The following is a 16,725-nucleotide window of genomic DNA, read 5'->3' as shown; positions in this document are numbered from 1 at the left end:
CTCAAAGCAGATCAGCTACCGATGAGCAGCTGTCCTTTGGCGAGTGGGGTCGCCCGTTCGCAGGCGCCGGTTGAGATGGTGCAGCGGACAATCGACGCCGGTGTCTCCTCACCGGTATCGGCAAGCAGCAGGATGTGCTGGTCGTCCTCGGGGATCGCCTGCCGGAAGAGTCCGGACCACTCGTGCAGCAGGTTGCCGTTCTTCGCGTCCAGGACGGCCGCGATGCCATCACCGTATCCGTCCTGGTACTTCGACCCGGCGATCACCGTGGCACCGTTAGGGGTGAAGCCGGTGATCAGGTAGTCGCAGGTGCGCCAGAGGCGTGTGCCGGTCGGTACGGTGAGGAGGCTGCTGCAGCTGCTCTGGTCGGCCAGTGTGGTCAGCGAACCCGCCGTACCTGCCCCAGACACCGCCAGAGCCTTCGGGATGCTCTTGAGCAGGGTGGGCTTCGACTCGCCGGGCGTCCATTCGTACAGCGCGGACGTCCCGTCCTGCGTGGTGGAGGCGTCGAAGTAGACCTTGCCGTCGACGTACGCCTCCAGTGTGGTGTTCCAGATGTCCGGAACGGTGATCTTCTGGACCTCCTGCGCCTGGGCCCGCTCGGCGTAGATCGTCGCGCCGGGGGTTTCCTCGCCGGTCTCCTTCAGCTTCGTGCCGGCGTACGCCGCAGCGCTGCCGTCGTCTGTGGTGACGATCTGGGTGACGTCCGGCGTCCGGCGGGTCACGTTGCCGTCGCTGTCGAGGGTCAGCATCTCGTTGCCGAAACCCTTGGTGACAACCGCGAGCGAGGACGAGCCCAGGCGCGCGACGGCCTGGATGTCGGTGGTGCCGGGGATCTTGACGTCGTTGCCGGCTCCGCCGCGGATCGTGCGGCCGGCCAGGTAGGCGATCTGGGGGCCTCGGCCGTCGGTGAGCTTCTTCAGGTCGATCTTGGTCTTGATCGGCCCGGATGGAGTGCTCGTCGTCGCCGTCGACGGCTTGCTGGACGTCGGCGCCGGTTTGGCCGTGGTGGTGCTCTGGGTCGGAGTGCTGGTCACCGGCGACGGGGAGCTGGACAGCGGAGCGGCGTCGGCGTCCGCGTTGGCCTGCGGGCCCTGGCGCCATGCGAGGGCTCCGCCGCCCGTGACGGCGGCGACGGCGACAGCTGCGACGAGGGCGACCAGGCGGCCGTTCTGCATTCGCATCGGCGATCTCCTCAACAAGTCATGGTCAGGTCACGGTTACGGACCGTGCGGCGGACCACGGCCGGGCGGGGATCAGCATCCCGCTGTCGGAGATGTGACGCCGGAAAATACCGCTTTGTTCGCTCCAGCGAACCGGTCGCAGAACGGATCGAGCATAATTACGCCATGGACCAGCCACCGCGGATCGGCCGGTACTCCCTGGTCCGCCGGGTGGGTGCCGGGGGTTTCGCGACCGTTTGGCTGGCGCGCGACGAGCAGCTGGACGCCGAGGTCGCGGTCAAGATCCTGTCCGAGAACTGGGTCGAGGACGAGGACGTCCGGCGCCGGTTCCTGGCCGAGGGCCGGTTCCTGCGCAAGGTCGACTCGCTGTACGTCGTCGGCGTGCACGACATCGGCGAGGCCGACGACGGCCGCCCGTTCATGGTCCTCACCTACGCCGACGGCGGCACGCTCGCGGACCGGATCAAGGCCGGCCCGCTCGAGTTCGGCGAGGCGGTCCGGATCATCACGCAGGTCGGCCGCGGCCTGAAGCACCTGCACGCCCGCGGCGTCCTGCACCGCGACGTGAAGCCGGCCAACGTCCTGTTCCGCACCGATCCGAACGGCGACCGCGCCATGCTGTCCGACCTCGGGCTGGGCAAGTCGCTCGCCGAGGTCTCGCGGATCACGATGCCCGGCGGCACCCCGGCGTACGTCGCTCCTGAACAGGTGATGGGCGAACGGCTGGACCACCGCGCCGACCTGTACTCGCTCGGCGCGGTCGCGTACGCCGCCTTCACCGGTCAGGCGCCGCACGGTGTGGCCAGCCTCGGTGCGGTGATGCAGATCGAATCACCGCCGCCCTCGATGACCACACTGCGCGAAGACGTGCCGGATGCGATCGATGTCGTCGTACGGCGTGCTCTCGAGCCGGACCGGGACAAGCGCTGGCCGGACCTCGACAGCTTCCTCAACGCATTACGCGAGGCGCACTCCACAGGCAAGATCCCGGCGGGGCTCGTGCCGGCTGCCGAAATGCCCACACCGAGTGCGGCGACCGCTCCAGTCGACCAAGCGACCGCACTGGCCAGCTCCAACGAGTCCACCGTCGCGACACCGCCCAAACGCCGGCGTCGCGCCGCCGTCCTCACCACACTCGCCGCGCTGCTCCTGGCAGCAGGCGGCGGGTACGGCGGCTACCAGTACGTCATGACCCGGCCAGTGAAGGTGAAGAGCAAGCCTCTCTCGGTAGAGGTCCCACGAAACTGGCACCAGAAGGCGGTCGACGACGGGAAGTCCCTCGTGGTCAGCACCAACACCTCCAAGTGGCAGACCGACCCGAACACCGAAGGCGTCTACGTAGGAGTGGTGAACGCCACCCAACTCCCGACGAGCGCCTCCGCTCCGCCTGGCTGCACCGGAGCCACTCCGGAGACTTCGCAGGACCGCAGGGTCGTCACCTTCAGGTACAGCTGCAATAACGTGCCAACCGTGCTGGAGCAGTACAAGAAGGTGAACGACACGACTCTCCTCTGGGTCCAGGTTCGCGACGACAACCCGAAGACGCGTCAAGCAATAGTGGACTCGGCGAAGTACTCCTCCTAAGGAACCAGGGACGTCAGCGACGAGATGGTTGCCTTGTGCATGCGGGGGATGACATTCAACGTCGCGGGATCCGACGCGTACAAGTACGACCCCGACTCGTAGACGAGATATGCGGTGCCGTTGTACTCCGTGATGCCCTCAGTCATGCTCGGGGCGCGGAAGCAACTCAGCGCCGCCGCGTCGAGATCCTTCTGGCCGCGCTTCACGACGTAGATGTTGCTGCGGTTCCCACGCCCGAACGACGTGCTGTAGATGAAGTGGTTGGCGGTGATCGTCAGCCCCTGCGTCTTCGTCGGCACCTCCCAGGCGCCGGCCAAGGTAGTCAGCGTGCCGTCGTCCGCGATCTTGTACTCGTACATGGTCCCGCGGCCGGTCTCGTTGAACGTCCCGGAGAACAGCGAGTCCCCGTAGCTCCCGATGAACGACGATCCGGCGACGTCCCGCGCCGTACCGACCTGTCCGAGGTACGGCGTACCGGCGGCCTTCAACGCGTCGCGCAACTCTGTCAACCGGTACTTACGGATGCTGCTGCCCTGGCCGGACACGAATGCCCAGCCCTTGCTCACGGTGATACCGCCGACGTGGGACTCGGCGATCGCGACTACGCCGACGGTCGAGCCGGTGGACGGGTCGATGCCGTAGATCTGCGAGTCGGCGCCCTCGCGGTACGCCGCGATCAGGATCAGGTTCTTGCCGGAGCCGTCCCAGTTGTACCAGGTGCCGGCGCCTTGCGGGGTGTACGTGCTGAGGTTGGGGATGCTCGCGCTGTTGCTGAACCGGGCGTCGTACTTGTAGGACGCCGACGGCCCGTCGTAGAACGTCGAACCGCCGCTGGTCGAGGTGTCGCAACTGATCGCGGCGTGCGCGGGTGTGGCGGCCGTCAGCGACGCCGCGACGACGGTGAGAACGATGGCAAGGGGGCGCTTGACCATGATGGACCTCTTCGGTTGTGGAAGAAAACCTACGAGATTTTCAGATTAGATCGGCAATGAGTAACGCGCGAGGGTTCACCGGGCGTCAGCTCGGCGAACGGACGCCGTACGGTTGTCGCATGAGCGATCTGTCAGCGGCGATCGACCGCGTTCTGCCCAGCGTCCGTGCCGACCTCGAGGACCTCATCCGGATCCCGTCGGTCAGCTACGAACCGGCCCGTGCGGCCGACGTCCAGCGGTCCGCGGAGGCGACCGCGGCGTTGTTCGAGGCCGAAGGCTTCACGGTGAAGATCGTGCGGGCCGGTGAGGGCGCGCCCGCGGTCATCGCCAAGAAGGCCGCGCCGGCCGGCAAGCCGACGGTCCTGCTCTACGCGCACCACGACGTCCAGCCGACCGGGCCGGTCGAGCAGTGGACGTCGGACCCGTTCGTGCCGACCGAGCGGGGCGACCGGCTGTACGGGCGGGGCGCCGCCGACGACAAGGCCGGGATCGCCGCGCACCTGGCCGCCGTACGGGCCTTCGGCAACGATCTGCCGGTGGGCGTGACGGTGTTCGTCGAGGGCGAGGAGGAGATCGGTTCGCCGACCCTGCTGCAGCTGCTCGACGAGTACTCCGACGAGCTCGCCGCCGACGCGATCGTGATCGCGGACTCGGGCAACTGGGATGTCGGTCGGCCCGCGCTGACGGTGTCGCTGCGCGGTCTGGTCGAGGCGTACGTCGAGGTTCGGACACTGGATCACGCGGTCCACTCCGGCCTGTTCGGAGGGCCGATCCCGGACGCGCTGTCGACGTTGTGCCGGCTGCTCGCGACCCTGCACGACGACAAGGGCGACGTCGCGGTAGACGGGCTGCACGCGTCCCGGGCGGCCGATGTGGAGTACCCGGAGGACCGGCTGCGGGCCGAGTCGAGCGTGCTGGACTCCGTTCGGCTGACCGGCTCGGGTTCGCTGGTCGACCGGTTGTGGACCCGGCCCGCGATCGCCGTACTGGGGATCGACGCGCCGTCCGTGGCCGAGGCGAGCAACACGCTGGTGCCGGTCGCGCGGGCCAAGGTCAGCCTGCGGGTCGCGCCGGGCGACGACGCGATCAAGGCGAGCGCGGCCCTGAAGACGCACCTCGAGAACCACGCGCCGTGGGGTGCGCAGGTCACCGTCACCGAGGGGCAGAACGGTCAGCCGTGCAGTGTGAACGCCCGTGGCGCCGGGTACGAAGCGGCCCGCGCGGCCTTCAAGACTGCGTGGGGTGTCGAGCCGATCGACATGGGTATGGGCGGGTCGATCCCGTTCATCGCGGAGTTCCAGCAGACTTTCCCGAACGCCTCGATCCTGGTCACCGGCGTGGAGGATCCGGACACCCGCGCCCACGGCATCGACGAGGGTCTGCACCTCGCGGAGTTCACCAAGGTCTGCCTCGCCGAGGCACTGTTGCTCAAGAACCTGGCAGACCAAGCGTGATCGGGCTTTTCGGCGACCCAGTGTTTGGCATAGGTTTCGGCGAGTGAAGATCGCAGTCGTACGGGAGACCAGACCGGCGGAGCGCCGGGTCTCGCTGGTGCCGGAACAAGTCGCGAAACTGATCGAGCTCGGATACGAGGTCGCGGTCGAGCCGGCCGCCGGTGAACGCGCGCTGTTCTCGGACGACCAGTACCGCGACGCCGGCGCCGAAGTGGCCTGGGGCGCTGATCACGCGGCCACCATCGTCGCCTCGGTGCAGCCGCTCGAACGTGAGCGTCTGCAGCGGTTGCACGCCGGTACGGCGTTGATGTCGTTCCTGCCGACGAACCCGCCAGACGTGGTCCGGACCGCAACCCGGGCCAAGCTGACCGCGTTCGCGATGGAGCTGATCCCGCGGATCTCCCGGGCCCAGTCGATGGATGCCCTGTCGTCACAGGCACTCGTCGCCGGGTACCGGGCCGCGATCGTCGCCGCCGAACGGCTGCCGCGATTCTTCCCGCTGAACATGACCGCGGCCGGCACCGTCCCGCCGGCCCAGGTCCTCGTCCTCGGCGCCGGCGTGGCCGGTCTGCAGGCGATCGCCACCGCGAAACGCCTCGGAGCAGTGGTCAAGGCGTACGACGTACGTACTGCCGCCGCGGAGGAGATCGCGTCGATGGGCGCCGTACCGATCGAGCTCGAACTCGGCACGCTCGACGGGCCCGGTGGATATGCCCGCGAGATGACGCCCGAACGCGCGCAACTCCAGCGTGAACTGCTCACGCCGTACGTCGCCGCCGCGGACGCCCTCATCACGACGGCCGCCGTACCGGGCCGGACCGCGCCGATGCTGGTGACGCGGTCGATGGTCGAGCAGATGAAGCCTGGTTCGGTTGTGGTGGACCTGGCGTCGGAGCAGGGCGGCAACGTCGAAGGCTCGGTCGCCGGGACCGAGTTGACGATCGGCGACGCACTGGTCTGGGGCGGGGCGAACGTGCCGTCGCAGATGGCCGGCCCCGCCTCGCGGCTCTACGGCCAGAACATCGCGAACCTGATCCGGCTGATGACCCGCAACGCCGCCTTCGATCCCGACTTCGACGACGAGATCGTCCGCGGCTGCTGCGTCACCCACGACGGCGCCGTACTCCACGAGCCCACCCGAGAGCTCTTGAAGGGCCAGGCATGACGGTACTGATGCCACGCCTCCGGCGCGGCGGGTCACGGGGCTTTTACTCCCGGTCTTCCCTCGTCGCTCCAGTCGCTTCGCTCCCTACGCTCCTCAGTCCAGACCGGGAGGCCCCGTGACCGAATCCATCGCGTTGCTGACGATCTTCGTACTCGCGGCGTTCGTCGGGGTCGAGGTGATCAGCAAGGTCTCCTCGACGCTGCACACCCCGCTGATGTCGGGGGCGAACGCCATTCACGGCGTCATCCTGGTCGGCGCCATCATCGTCACCGGCGCCGCCGAGTCCACGATCGTGGTGATCGTCGGGCTGCTGGCCGTCGTACTGGCGACCGTGAACATGGTCGGCGGGTTCGTGGTCACCGACCGGATGCTGGAGATGTTCAAAGGCCCGGGGGCTCGCAAGAAGGAGCTGCACAAGTGATCCCCACCTGGGCCCAGATCGGGTATCTGGTCTCCGCGGTCTGCTTCATCGTCGCGCTGAAGGCACTGTCGTCGCCGCGCAGCGCGCGCACCGGCAACCTGATCGGCGCCGCCGGAGCCGTCCTCGCGGTGATCATCACGTTCGCGGCGTACAAGCCCGACCACCTGGCGCCGATCCTGATCGCGCTCGCGATCGGCACCGTCGGCGGTGTGATCGGGTCGCGGCGGGTGCAGATGACCCAGATGCCGCAACTCGTTGCCTTGTTCAACGGCGTCGGCGGCGGAGCGGCCGCGCTGGTCGCCCTGCTCGAGCTCGGCGACGTACCCTCCCACGCGACCGTCGCGGCGATCGCCACGGCGTTCACGATCCTGGTCGGCGCGATCAGCTTCTCCGGCTCGGTGGTGACGTTCGCCAAGCTGCAGGAGCTGATGACGACCCGTCCGGTGACGTTCCCGGGTCTGCCCGTGCTCTTCGTCGCCTCGCTGCTGGGCGGTATCGCGCTCGCGGTCTGGCTCGTGTCGGATCCGCGGGTGTGGGTCGGCGTACTGCTCTGCCTCATCGGTCTCGCGATCGGCGTGATGCTGGTGCTGCCGGTCGGCGGCGCCGACGTACCGATCGTGATCTCGTTGCTCAACGCCTTCACCGGTCTGACGGTCGCCGCGGGCGGTTACGTCCTCGGGAACACGGTGCTGCTGGTCGCGGGCACGCTCGTCGGCGCGGCCGGTACGTTGCTGACCAAGCTGATGGCGGACGCGATGGGGCGGTCCGTGTTCAACATCCTCTTCGGCGCCGTGCGCGGCGGATCGACGTTGGGTGCGGGTACGGCGTCCGACCGGCCGGTGATCTCGGGCGGGCCGGAGGACGTCGCGATCCTGCTCGGGTACGCGAACAAGGTCATCATCGTGCCCGGGTACGGTCTCGCCGTCGCGCAGGCGCAGCACACGCTCCGCGACCTCGTCGAGGAACTGCAGAGCCGCGGGGTCAAGGTCGACTACGCCATCCACCCCGTCGCCGGCCGCATGCCCGGCCACATGAACGTGCTGCTCGCCGAGGCCCAGGTGCCTTACGAGCAGCTGCGCGAGATGGACGACATCAACGGCGACTTCAAGACCACGGACGTCGTCCTGGTCGTCGGCGCCAACGACGTGGTCAACCCGGCCGCCCGCAACACCCCGTCGGCCCCCATCTACGGCATGCCGATCCTGAACGCCGACGAGGCCCAGCGAGTCATCTTCCTCAAACGCTCCATGCGCCCCGGCTTCGCAGGCATCGAGAACGAACTCCTCTACGACCCCCGAACCACCCTGTTGTTCGGCGACGCCAGAGACTCCCTCACCAAACTCCTAGCCGCCCTCAAAACGGTCTAGACCCGGCCCAAACACAACGGCCGTCGGCACCCGCTGAAGCGGAGCGCCGACGGCCGACCTGTTTTGCCGCCCGGACCGCACCAACAGCCGAAGAAACGCAGCCTCCTGAGCACTGATCCCACCGCTCCGGACACGCTGTTCCTCCACGAACGGCTCGAACTCTCGGTCCCAATAGCTCAGGTGCGTTCCCCATCACCGCGGACTCGCTGTCGGAGATGATCAAACCAAACGGAACGGACGGTGCAATTCGAATTGCATTCCCTGGTTGGCGAGTTCGCATCCTTGAGGAGTCGAACAACGTCAGACCCAGCCGCGCTTTGCGGCGGCTACGCCGAGTTCGAAGCGGCTGGCGGCGTCTAGGCGTTCGGAGAGGTTGGCGGTGATGCGGCGGGCGGTGCGCAGCGAGATGCCTAGGAGGCGGGCTACCTGCTCGTCCTTGGCGCCGCCGGCGAGGAGACGGAGGACCTCGGCCTCGTGCGGGGTGAGAGGAGCGTCGTCGTCGCGGTCCTCAGGAGCGAAGAGCTCCGTCGCCCGTGCCCAGTACGAGTCGAACAGGGCAAGCGCCAACGAGACGACTCCCGGACTGCGGTGGATGAGGGCGCCGGCGGTCGGGTTCTCCGGGTCCATGGGCATGACCGCGATCTCACGGTCGAAGATCAGCAGCCGCATCGGAAGGGTCGGCGTGGCCCGCACCTCGCCGCCGAGCCGGTGCATCTTGGCGGCGTAGTCCAATGCGTACTTCGATTGCGTCATGCTCTGGAGATAGATCGTGCGCATCTTGAGCCCTCGCTCGAGATGGTCGAAGTCGGGCGAACGCTCGGCCGGTTTGATTGTGTCGTCGATGTGCGCCGGCACGAATCCCCAGAAGGTCTCCCGGCTCTTCAACGCCAGTTCCTCGATGCGGCGGGAGGCGTTCGCGCGTCCCTTGAGCACCTCGACGTCGCCGCTGCTGCGCGCGGTCAGGAGCTCGTTGTACTGCTCGGCCACCACGTCGGCGGAGGCCTCGGCCTCTTTGAGTTCGCCGAGCATCTTGTTCAGCTCCGTGCGGCGGCGCTCGGCCAGCCCGGTCAGGCCGACGCGAGGATGCACGGCGTGTTCGCCGTCCGGCTGTGTCCACGTCGGGACCAGCAGTTCCAGCGCACGCAGCTTGTCCATCAGTTCGTGAACTTCCGCGACAGTGCGATTTAGTAGCGCGGCAATCTGCTCCGGCGTACTGTCTGGGTGGCTGAGAAGGGCGTGATAGACCGCGAAGGTGGCTTCGTCCAGCCCCAGCGGCTCCAGCACGTTTCTTCTCCTCCCGAACTTGTCGGAACCGACCATATACAGAGCGCGTCGACAAAGAGCACTCCGTTATGGTTCCGGATTCTGTCGAAAGGACAACTCGTGATCAAGAAGTTGCTGATTGTAGCCGGTTCCCTGCTACTTCTTGGGACGGCGTCAACGATCCCTGCTGTAGCCGCAGGTGCCGAGCCGAGCTGCACTGTCGAGATGACCTGCTGGTAGACGCTGGTCTTGGGTGCGCGGGGCGTCCCGTAGACTGCTGGGGTGGCTCGTGGCGATGGTCGGCTTACTCATGAACTCGACCCGCAGGATCTGGGTCCGCAGGACGCTTGTGGCGTCTTCGGGGTCTGGGCGCCGGGGGAAGAGGTTGCCAAACTCACCTACTTCGGGCTCTATGCCTTGCAGCACCGGGGGCAGGAGTCGGCGGGGATCGCGGTCAGTAACGGGAGTCAGATTCTCGTATACAAGGACATGGGGCTGGTCAGCCAGGCGTTCGACGAGGCGACTCTCGCCTCGCTCCGCGGGCACATCGCGATCGGCCACTGCCGGTACTCGACGACCGGGTCCAGTGTCTGGGCCAACGCGCAGCCGACGTTCCGGTCCACCGCGACCGGATCGATCGCGCTCGGTCACAACGGCAACCTGACCAATACGAGCGAGCTCGCCGCCAGCCTGAACGGCGAAGGTGATCTCGATCTCGGTCTGGATGCCGACGTCGACCACGCGAAGGCGAACGCGAAGCACGGCGCGTCGAGCGACACCGACATCCTCACCTCGATGCTCGCCGGGTACCCGGACCTGACCATCGAGCAGGCGGCCGCGAAGATCCTCCCGAAGGTCAAGGGCGCGTTCAGCCTGGTCTTCATGGACGAGAACACGCTGTACGGCGCCCGCGACCCGCAGGGCATCCGCCCGCTGGTGCTCGGCCGGCTGGAGCGCGGCTGGGTGATCGCCAGCGAGACCGCGGCCCTGGACATCGTCGGCGCGAGCTTCATCCGCGAGGTCGAGCCCGGTGAGATCGTCGCGATCGACGCCGAGGGGCTCCGCTCGACCAAGTTCGCCGAGCCGGACCCGAAGGGCTGCCTGTTCGAGTTCGTCTACCTGGCGCGCCCGGACACCCAGATCTCCGGCCAGCGGATCCATTCCACCCGGGTCGAGATCGGCCGCCGGCTGGCCCGCGAGCACCCCGCCGACGCCGACCTCGTCATCGCCACCCCGGAGTCCGGCGTACCGGGCGCGATCGGGTACGCCGAAGAGTCGGGCATCCCGTACGGCGCAGGCCTGGTCAAGAACGCGTACGTCGGCCGCACCTTCATCCAGCCGAGCCAGACGATCCGTCAGCTCGGTATCCGCCTGAAGCTGAACCCGCTGCGTGAGGTGATCGAGGGCAAGCGCCTCGTCGTCGTCGACGACACGATCGTCCGCGGCAACACCCAGCGCGCCGTCATCCGGATGCTCCGTGAGGCCGGCGCGAAGGAGATCCACGTCCGGATCACCGCGCCGCCGGTGAAATGGCCGTGCTTCTACGGTATCGACTTCGCCAGCCGCGCCGAGCTGATCGCGAACGGCCTGAACACCGAGGAGATCTGCCGCTCGCTCGGCGCCGACTCGCTCGGTTACATCAGCCTGGACGTCCTGGTCGAAGCCACCACGGTGCCGAAGGAGCGACTCTGCCGGGCCTGCTTCGACGGGGTCTACCCGGTCGCGCTGCCGGACCCGGAGCACCTCGGCAAGCACCTGCTCGAGCTGCCGGTGGCCACCGACGTCGACGGCCTGGCCACGGTCTCCGGCGGAGCCGGCGCCGCGGACGCGCTCAGCCGCCCGTAACACCCCATAGGGAGAACAGAAGTGAGTCAAGGCGCGAGTTACGCCGCTGCCGGGGTCGACATCGAGGCCGGGGACCGGGCCGTCGAGCTGATGAAGGAGTGGGTGGCGAAGGCGACCCGTCCCGAGGTGGTCGGCGGGCTCGGCGGGTTCGCCGGGTTGTTCGACGCGACCGCGCTGACGTCGTACCGGCGGCCGCTGCTGGCGACGTCGACGGACGGGATCGGGACCAAGGTCGCGATCGCGCAGAAGCTCGGCAAGCACGACACGATCGGGTTCGACCTGGTCGGGATGGTCGTCGACGACCTGGTCGTGTGCGGCGCGGAGCCGTTGTTCATGACCGACTACATCTGCACCGGCAAGGTGGTGCCGGAGACGATCGCGCAGATCGTGAAGGGCATCGCGGAGGCTTGTGTCGAGGCCGGTACGGCGCTCGTCGGCGGAGAAACCGCGGAGCACCCGGGGCTGCTGAAGCCGGACGAGTACGACGTTGCGGGCGCGGCGACCGGTGTGGTCGAGGCCGATGAGGTGCTCGGCGCGGAACGGGTGCGCGAAGGGGACGTCGTACTGGCGATGGCGTCGTCGGGACTGCACTCCAACGGGTACAGCCTGGTGCGGCACGTGTTCTTCGACCGCGCGAGGTGGGAGCTGGACCGGGTCGTGCCCGAGCTGGGTACGACGCTCGGTGAGGTCCTGCTGACGCCGACGCGGGTGTACGCCAAGCACTGCCTGGAGTTGATCCAGGAGCTGAACGGCGGTGACGACAAGCCGCTGCACGCGATGTCGCACATCACCGGTGGCGGCTTCGCCGCGAACCTGGCGCGGGTGATCCCGGACAAGCTGTCCGTGCGGATCGACCGCTCGACGTGGGCGCCGGCACCGATCTTCGGGCTCGTCGGGCTACTCGGCGACGTGGCATTGCCCGAGCTCGAGAAGACGCTGAACATGGGCGCCGGCATGGTCGCAGTACTCGACCGGTCGGCCGCTGACGCCGCCGTTCAGGCGCTGGCCGCCCGTGACGTCCCCGCCTGGATCTGCGGCGAAGTCAGCGCGACACCTGGCGGCACCGTCACCCTCGAAGGCACCTACGCCAAGTAGGCCGGGGCGCCGAGTGGGCCGGGCCGCCAAGTAGGCCGGTGCACAGCCGCCGCCTGCGAGCGGGTCGCTATCGAGCCGTCCGACGCCTCGGGCTGCTGGAATCGCCGATCCGCCACAGGCGGTGCTGTGTGAAAAATCGTCGGGCGCACGGTGAACTGCTCAGGCACCCCGAAGGGCGCTGAGCAGTTCAACCACGCTGGTGTGGCTTACCGACGGGGGTGGTAGTCGTCGGCGTCGTCTCCGTCGCCGTCGTTCTCGCCGTTCGCAGAACGGTCGCCACCCTGGTCACCGGACAGCTCTCGCTTGAGCTGGTCCAAGTCGGTGTCCCAGGTGCGGTACTTCAGGTCGCGTGCGACCTTCGTCTGCTTGGCCTTTGCACGGCCGCGCCCCATAGCGTCGACCCCCTCGCACAAGTCAACCGGGTACGCTGCGTGGCGCCCACGGATCAGTCGTCAGTAATCGTGGTTCAAGGATACCCGGAGCGGCGGATCGACACACGCACCGCCCCCTGGCCCGGACCCCGGAGAGGTCCGGTCACAGCATCGGCGAGGTGGGCCGTCCCCTCAAACCGGCCCACCCCGCCGCGTTCAGCCCCGCTACTTGACCTCGCGACGTGAGCTTGCCCACAGTCCGACGATGGTCGGAAGAACGATCCAGACCCCCACCGCGACCAGCGTCTCGGGCACCATCCCGTGCAGATCGCGCTCCGCGATCCGGCCGAGCGCGCCGAACACGTCGAGCCAGTTCGCGTTGTCCTTGAACAGTGCCGGCCCGGCCAGCGACCACGCGGTCGGCGCGATGAAGAACGCCAGGATCGCGACCGCGGTCTGCGGGATGACCGCACCGAAGGCGGCGCCCATCACGACGTTCAGCGCGACGGTCAGGTAGGCCCCGGCGAGCTGCCCGCCGAGATCGGGGTACGACGCCGCGTGGTCCGTGACCGCACCTGCCAGCGCCGTACTCGCGAGCGCCAGGCCGACGACCGCGGTCATCACGACCACGCTCAGCACGACAGCGGAGACGAACTTGGCCAGCTGGACTCGGACGCGGCGCGGCGACAGCGTGAACGTGGTCAGCGCGGTCCGCTGGGTCCACTCCGACGTCATCGCCATCACGCCGATCACCGGCAGCAGCAGCATCACGCCAGTGGACGCGGCGCCGAGGAACCCGTCGAAGCCGGCGTCGCCCTTCGGCAGGTGCGTGAACTGCCAGGCCAGCGCGGCGAGCGCGAGCAGCAGGATCGCGGCGATCAGGACCCGGCCGCTGCGGGTGTTGAGGGACTTACGGAGCTCGATGGTGACGAGCTTCAGGAAGGACTGACCGCGCGCGGGCGGCAGACTGGTCGCCACCTCGCTGCGGTGCTTGGCGTTTGTCGCAGGCGCGACGTCGGTCACGGTGGTCATAGAAGTCTCCAGAGAAGTTCGGGGTGATCAGGCGGCTGCAGCGGCGGGCGTGGTCAGCTGGAAGAACAGGTCCTCCAGGCCGGCACCGTCGCTCTGGCGGAGTTCGAGAAGGATCTGACCGGCAGCGGCGGCGGCGCGCCCGACCTGTTCGGCGGTGGCGTCGACGCGCAGCGCGCCGTCGTGCAGCGGCTCGAGGTTCAGTCCGGCGGCGGTCAGGGCCTCGTTCAGGCCGATCGGGTCGAGTCCGCGGACGAGGGTGCCGGAACCCGCCAGCAGCTCCTCCAGCGAACCGTTGGCGACGATACGGCCGCCGCCGATGACGACCAGCCGGTCGACGGTCGCCTGCACCTCGCCCAGCAGGTGGCTGGACAGGATCACCGTGCCGCCGCGGGACGCGAAGTCCTGCAGCAGTCCGCGCATCCAGCGGATGCCTTCCGGGTCCATCCCGTTCGCAGGCTCGTCGAGGATCAGTACGGCGGGGTCGCCGAGCAGCGCGCTGGCGATACCGAGCCGCTGCCGCATACCGAGCGAGTACTGACCGACACGGCGCTTCGCGGCGTGGCCGAGTCCGACCGCCTCGAGCATCTCGTCGGCGCGGGTCTTCGGCACGCCGAGCAGGCTCGCGTTCAGCAGCAGCGTCTCGCGGCCGGTGCGGCCCGGGTGCTGCGCGGCGGCGTCCAGCATGACCCCGACGACACGGCCCGGGTTCGGCAGGTCGGCGTACCGCTTGCCGGTGATGGTGGCGGTGCCGGAGGACGGCGGCGTCAGCCCGGTGAGCATCCGCAGCGTCGTGGACTTGCCGGCGCCGTTCGGGCCGAGGAAGCCGGTGATGCTGCCGGGCTGAACGGTGAACGACACGTCCTGGACAGCCGTGGTGCTGCCGTAGCGCTTGGTCAGGTTCTCGACGGTGATCATGACATCGAGTCAACCGTCCCCGACCCCGGTCGCACATCGGACGAGCGGCTGTCGTCACCCCCTACGAAAGTCGTCGGATCGGCCCCGGAACCCACCCGGAAGAGGGACGTGATCGCGTCGGCCGTCGAACTACAGTGACGAAATGCGACGGTTGCGCCGGTGGTACGCCTGGTGGGTCAGGCATGCCCCGCGCCTGCGCGACTTCCTGTACGTCGGCTTCAGCCTGCTCACCATCGTCCTGCAGGCCGCCTCCGGCGCGGGCGGTTGGAGCCCCAAGGACTGGTACGTGCTCGGCGCCGGCATCGTCGCCTCGGTCGCACTGCTCTGGCGCCGGCGGTTCCCGGTGACCGTCACCGCGATCGCCGTGCTCGCGATGCTGACCGCGTCGATCTTCGTCCCGATGGGTCTGGCCCTGCTGACGCTGGCGATCCGCCGCCGCGACATCGCACTCGTGATCCTCGGCCTGGCCGCGTACGCCGCCTACGTCCTGAACAGCTGGGGCAGCCAGAACCAGATCTGGGTGTCGCTCTTCACCGGACCGTTCCTGGTCGGGACCTGGATCGCCGTCGGCGCGTACGTCGGCGCGCGCCGCGACCTGATGGCGTCGCTGCGGGACCGCGCCGAGCGGGCCGAGGCCGAACGCGAACTGCGCAGCGAGCAGGCCCGCCTGGGCGAGCGCGCCCGGATCGCGCAGGAGATGCACGACGTCCTCGCCCACAAGGTCTCGCTGATCGCGCTGCACGCCGGCGGTCTCGAGGTGAACCCGTCGGTCGGTCCCGACAAGGTCGAGGGCTCGGCCCGGTTGATCCGCGAGACCGCCCGGCAGGCGATGGAGGATCTCCGCGAGGTCCTCGGCGTACTGCGGTCCGACATCAGCGTGGACGGCGCTGACCTGACGCCCGTCCCGAAGGCCTCGGACCTCGAGCGGCTCATCATGGCCTCGCGAGACGCCGGAGTCGCTGTGGGGTACGACGTCTCGCTGCCGGACGACGTACCGGTGTCCGTCGGGCGGACCGTCTACCGCCTGGTGCAGGAGTCGCTGACCAATGTGCACAAACATGCGCGCAGCGCCGCGACCGACGTACAGGTCCATGGCGCACGGGGTGCGGGCGTGACGGTCAGGGTGACGAACGTCAGGCCGGTCGCTGCTGGTTCACTGCTGCCTGGCGCCGGTGCCGGCCTGGTCGGTTTGCGGGAGCGGGTGCAGTTGGTCGGCGGCCGGCTCTGGACCGGACCGACGACGGAAGGCGGCTGGCGGGTGGAAGCCTGGCTGCCCTGGGCTGACGACCGCGAGCAGGTCTCGGACCAGGTCGATAAGTTGCGCGCAGACGCTGTGGTGCCTACGGAAGAAGGAGAGCGATGACCCGGCTGCTGATCGTGGACGACGAGGCGCTGGTGCGGGCCGGGCTGAAGATGATCCTCGAGTCCGACGACGAGCTCGAGGTCGTCGCCGAGGCCGAGGACGGCGCGGACGCGGCGAGGATGGTGAAGGAGCACCGGCCGGACGTGGTCCTGATGGACATCCGGATGCCGCGGCTGGACGGGCTCGCCGCGACGCGGGAGGTGCAGGCGCTGCCTGATCCGCCGAAGATCGTCGTACTGACGACGTTCGACCTCGACGACTACGTGTTCCGGGCGTTGCAGGCCGGGGCCAGCGGGTTCCTGCTCAAGGACACGCCGCCGCGTGAGCTGGTGCAGGCGATCAAGGTGGTGGCGGCCGGGGACGCGATGTTGTCGCCGGCGGTGACGCGGCGGCTGATCGGGCACTTCGCCGGCGACCCACGCGCCGACCGGAAGCGGGCCGCGCAGGAGCGGATCAACAAGCTGACCGAGCGCGAGCGGGAGGTGCTGGTCGCGGTCGGCCGCGGCCTGCAGAACGCCGACATCGGCCGGAAGCTCTTCATGAGCGAGGCCACCGTGAAGGCGCACGTATCCCGCGCCCTGGTGAAGCTCGACGCGACCAACCGCGTCCAGGTCGCGATCCTGGCTTACGAAGCCGGGCTCCTCGACGACTGAGCCGGCACGAAGACGGCAAAAGAAACCGGCCCGATCCGTCGGAGGGGTGGGGGCGACGGTTCGGGCCGGTTTCGCAAGTCA

At 68.5% G+C, this 16,725-nt stretch carries 15 protein-coding genes; 9 read left to right on the top strand and 6 right to left on the bottom strand.

The window, feature by feature from the left end:
* Positions 1 to 11 precede the first annotated feature (11 nt).
* A complete protein-coding gene (locus tag EV651_RS24870) occupies positions 12 to 1,184 on the bottom strand; it encodes a hypothetical protein (RefSeq protein ID WP_133787643.1) in 1,173 nt (390 codons plus the stop codon).
* 165 nt (positions 1,185 to 1,349) lie between these two features.
* Here EV651_RS24870 and EV651_RS24865 point away from each other — a divergent pair, with 165 nt between their 5' ends.
* Entirely contained in the window at positions 1,350 to 2,768 is a 1,419-nt protein-coding gene (locus EV651_RS24865; protein ID WP_133787642.1) for a serine/threonine-protein kinase, read from the top strand.
* Here the strand turns inward: EV651_RS24865 and EV651_RS24860 are convergent.
* Entirely contained in the window at positions 2,765 to 3,700 is a 936-nt protein-coding gene (locus EV651_RS24860; RefSeq protein ID WP_133787641.1) for a hypothetical protein, read from the bottom strand. The two genes, EV651_RS24865 and EV651_RS24860, sit on opposite strands and share 4 nt — an antisense overlap.
* Before the next feature lie 119 nt (positions 3,701 to 3,819).
* Between EV651_RS24860 and EV651_RS24855 the strand changes: the two genes are divergently transcribed.
* The 4 genes from EV651_RS24855 (at position 3,820) to EV651_RS24840 (ending at position 8,107) form a co-directional block, all read left to right on the top strand.
* Positions 3,820 to 5,154, top strand: coding sequence for a dipeptidase (locus EV651_RS24855; RefSeq protein ID WP_133787640.1), 1,335 nt, complete (start codon positions 3,820 to 3,822; stop codon positions 5,152 to 5,154).
* Between the two features lie 43 nt (positions 5,155 to 5,197).
* Complete coding sequence (locus EV651_RS24850; protein ID WP_133787639.1) at positions 5,198 to 6,319, top strand: NAD(P) transhydrogenase subunit alpha; 1,122 nt, start codon at positions 5,198 to 5,200, stop codon at positions 6,317 to 6,319.
* 115 nt (positions 6,320 to 6,434) lie between these two features.
* Complete coding sequence (locus EV651_RS24845) at positions 6,435 to 6,740, top strand: NAD(P) transhydrogenase subunit alpha (RefSeq protein WP_133787638.1); 306 nt, start codon at positions 6,435 to 6,437, stop codon at positions 6,738 to 6,740.
* Complete coding sequence (locus EV651_RS24840; protein ID WP_133787637.1) at positions 6,737 to 8,107, top strand: NAD(P)(+) transhydrogenase (Re/Si-specific) subunit beta; 1,371 nt, start codon at positions 6,737 to 6,739, stop codon at positions 8,105 to 8,107. Before EV651_RS24845 ends, EV651_RS24840 begins: the two co-directional genes overlap by 4 nt.
* A 300-nt stretch (positions 8,108 to 8,407) precedes the next feature.
* Here EV651_RS24840 and EV651_RS24835 read toward each other — a convergent pair whose 3' ends face one another.
* Positions 8,408 to 9,391 (bottom strand): LuxR C-terminal-related transcriptional regulator, encoded by a 984-nt coding sequence (locus EV651_RS24835; protein ID WP_238157167.1) that lies wholly within the window; start codon positions 9,389 to 9,391, stop codon positions 8,408 to 8,410.
* Between the two features lie 261 nt (positions 9,392 to 9,652).
* Here EV651_RS24835 and purF point away from each other — a divergent pair, with 261 nt between their 5' ends.
* A complete protein-coding gene (gene purF / locus EV651_RS24830; protein WP_133787636.1) occupies positions 9,653 to 11,215 on the top strand; it encodes an amidophosphoribosyltransferase in 1,563 nt (520 codons plus the stop codon).
* Between the two features lie 21 nt (positions 11,216 to 11,236).
* On the top strand, positions 11,237 to 12,310 hold the full coding sequence (gene purM / locus EV651_RS24825) for a phosphoribosylformylglycinamidine cyclo-ligase (RefSeq protein WP_133787635.1): 1,074 nt from the start codon (positions 11,237 to 11,239) through the stop codon (positions 12,308 to 12,310).
* Between the two features lie 206 nt (positions 12,311 to 12,516).
* Here the strand turns inward: purM and EV651_RS24820 are convergent, their stop codons facing one another.
* The 3 genes from EV651_RS24820 to EV651_RS24810 form a co-directional block, all read right to left on the bottom strand.
* Entirely contained in the window at positions 12,517 to 12,702 is a 186-nt protein-coding gene (locus tag EV651_RS24820) for a DUF3073 domain-containing protein (protein ID WP_130387089.1), read from the bottom strand.
* A 204-nt stretch (positions 12,703 to 12,906) separates the two neighbouring features.
* Positions 12,907 to 13,713, bottom strand: coding sequence for an ABC transporter permease (locus EV651_RS24815; protein WP_133787634.1), 807 nt, complete (start codon positions 13,711 to 13,713; stop codon positions 12,907 to 12,909).
* Between the two features lie 27 nt (positions 13,714 to 13,740).
* Complete coding sequence (locus EV651_RS24810; protein ID WP_133787633.1) at positions 13,741 to 14,628, bottom strand: ABC transporter ATP-binding protein; 888 nt, start codon at positions 14,626 to 14,628, stop codon at positions 13,741 to 13,743.
* A 142-nt stretch (positions 14,629 to 14,770) separates the two neighbouring features.
* Here EV651_RS24810 and EV651_RS24805 point away from each other — a divergent pair, with 142 nt between their 5' ends.
* Positions 14,771 to 15,991 (top strand): sensor histidine kinase, encoded by a 1,221-nt coding sequence (locus tag EV651_RS24805; protein WP_133787632.1) that lies wholly within the window; start codon positions 14,771 to 14,773, stop codon positions 15,989 to 15,991.
* Positions 15,988 to 16,644: a response regulator transcription factor gene (locus EV651_RS24800; RefSeq protein WP_131345671.1), complete on the top strand. Its 657-nt coding sequence runs from the start codon at positions 15,988 to 15,990 to the stop codon at positions 16,642 to 16,644. The genes EV651_RS24805 and EV651_RS24800 overlap by 4 nt, the downstream gene beginning before the upstream one ends.
* Positions 16,645 to 16,725: the final 81 nt, after the last annotated feature.

The sequence above is a fragment of the Kribbella sp. VKM Ac-2571 genome, from assembly GCF_004362255.1.
Classification (GTDB): domain Bacteria; phylum Actinomycetota; class Actinomycetes; order Propionibacteriales; family Kribbellaceae; genus Kribbella; species Kribbella pratensis.
This window is presented reverse-complemented; position numbering and strand designations above follow the sequence as displayed.

What these genes read in the sequence shown, in the direction of transcription:
- EV651_RS24870 (WP_133787643.1), bottom strand. Translation starts at nt 1,184, where the DNA reads ATGCGAATGCAGAACGGCCGCCTGGTCGCCCTCGTCGCAGCTGTCGCC.
- EV651_RS24865 (WP_133787642.1), top strand. Translation starts at nt 1,350, where the DNA reads ATGGACCAGCCACCGCGGATCGGCCGGTACTCCCTGGTCCGCCGGGTG.
- EV651_RS24860 (WP_133787641.1), bottom strand. Translation starts at nt 3,700, where the DNA reads ATGGTCAAGCGCCCCCTTGCCATCGTTCTCACCGTCGTCGCGGCGTCG.
- EV651_RS24855 (WP_133787640.1), top strand. Translation starts at nt 3,820, where the DNA reads ATGAGCGATCTGTCAGCGGCGATCGACCGCGTTCTGCCCAGCGTCCGT.
- EV651_RS24820 (WP_130387089.1), bottom strand. Translation starts at nt 12,702, where the DNA reads ATGGGGCGCGGCCGTGCAAAGGCCAAGCAGACGAAGGTCGCACGCGAC.
- EV651_RS24815 (WP_133787634.1), bottom strand. Translation starts at nt 13,713, where the DNA reads ATGACCACCGTGACCGACGTCGCGCCTGCGACAAACGCCAAGCACCGC.
- EV651_RS24810 (WP_133787633.1), bottom strand. Translation starts at nt 14,628, where the DNA reads ATGATCACCGTCGAGAACCTGACCAAGCGCTACGGCAGCACCACGGCT.
- EV651_RS24805 (WP_133787632.1), top strand. Translation starts at nt 14,771, where the DNA reads ATGCGACGGTTGCGCCGGTGGTACGCCTGGTGGGTCAGGCATGCCCCG.
- EV651_RS24800 (WP_131345671.1), top strand. Translation starts at nt 15,988, where the DNA reads ATGACCCGGCTGCTGATCGTGGACGACGAGGCGCTGGTGCGGGCCGGG.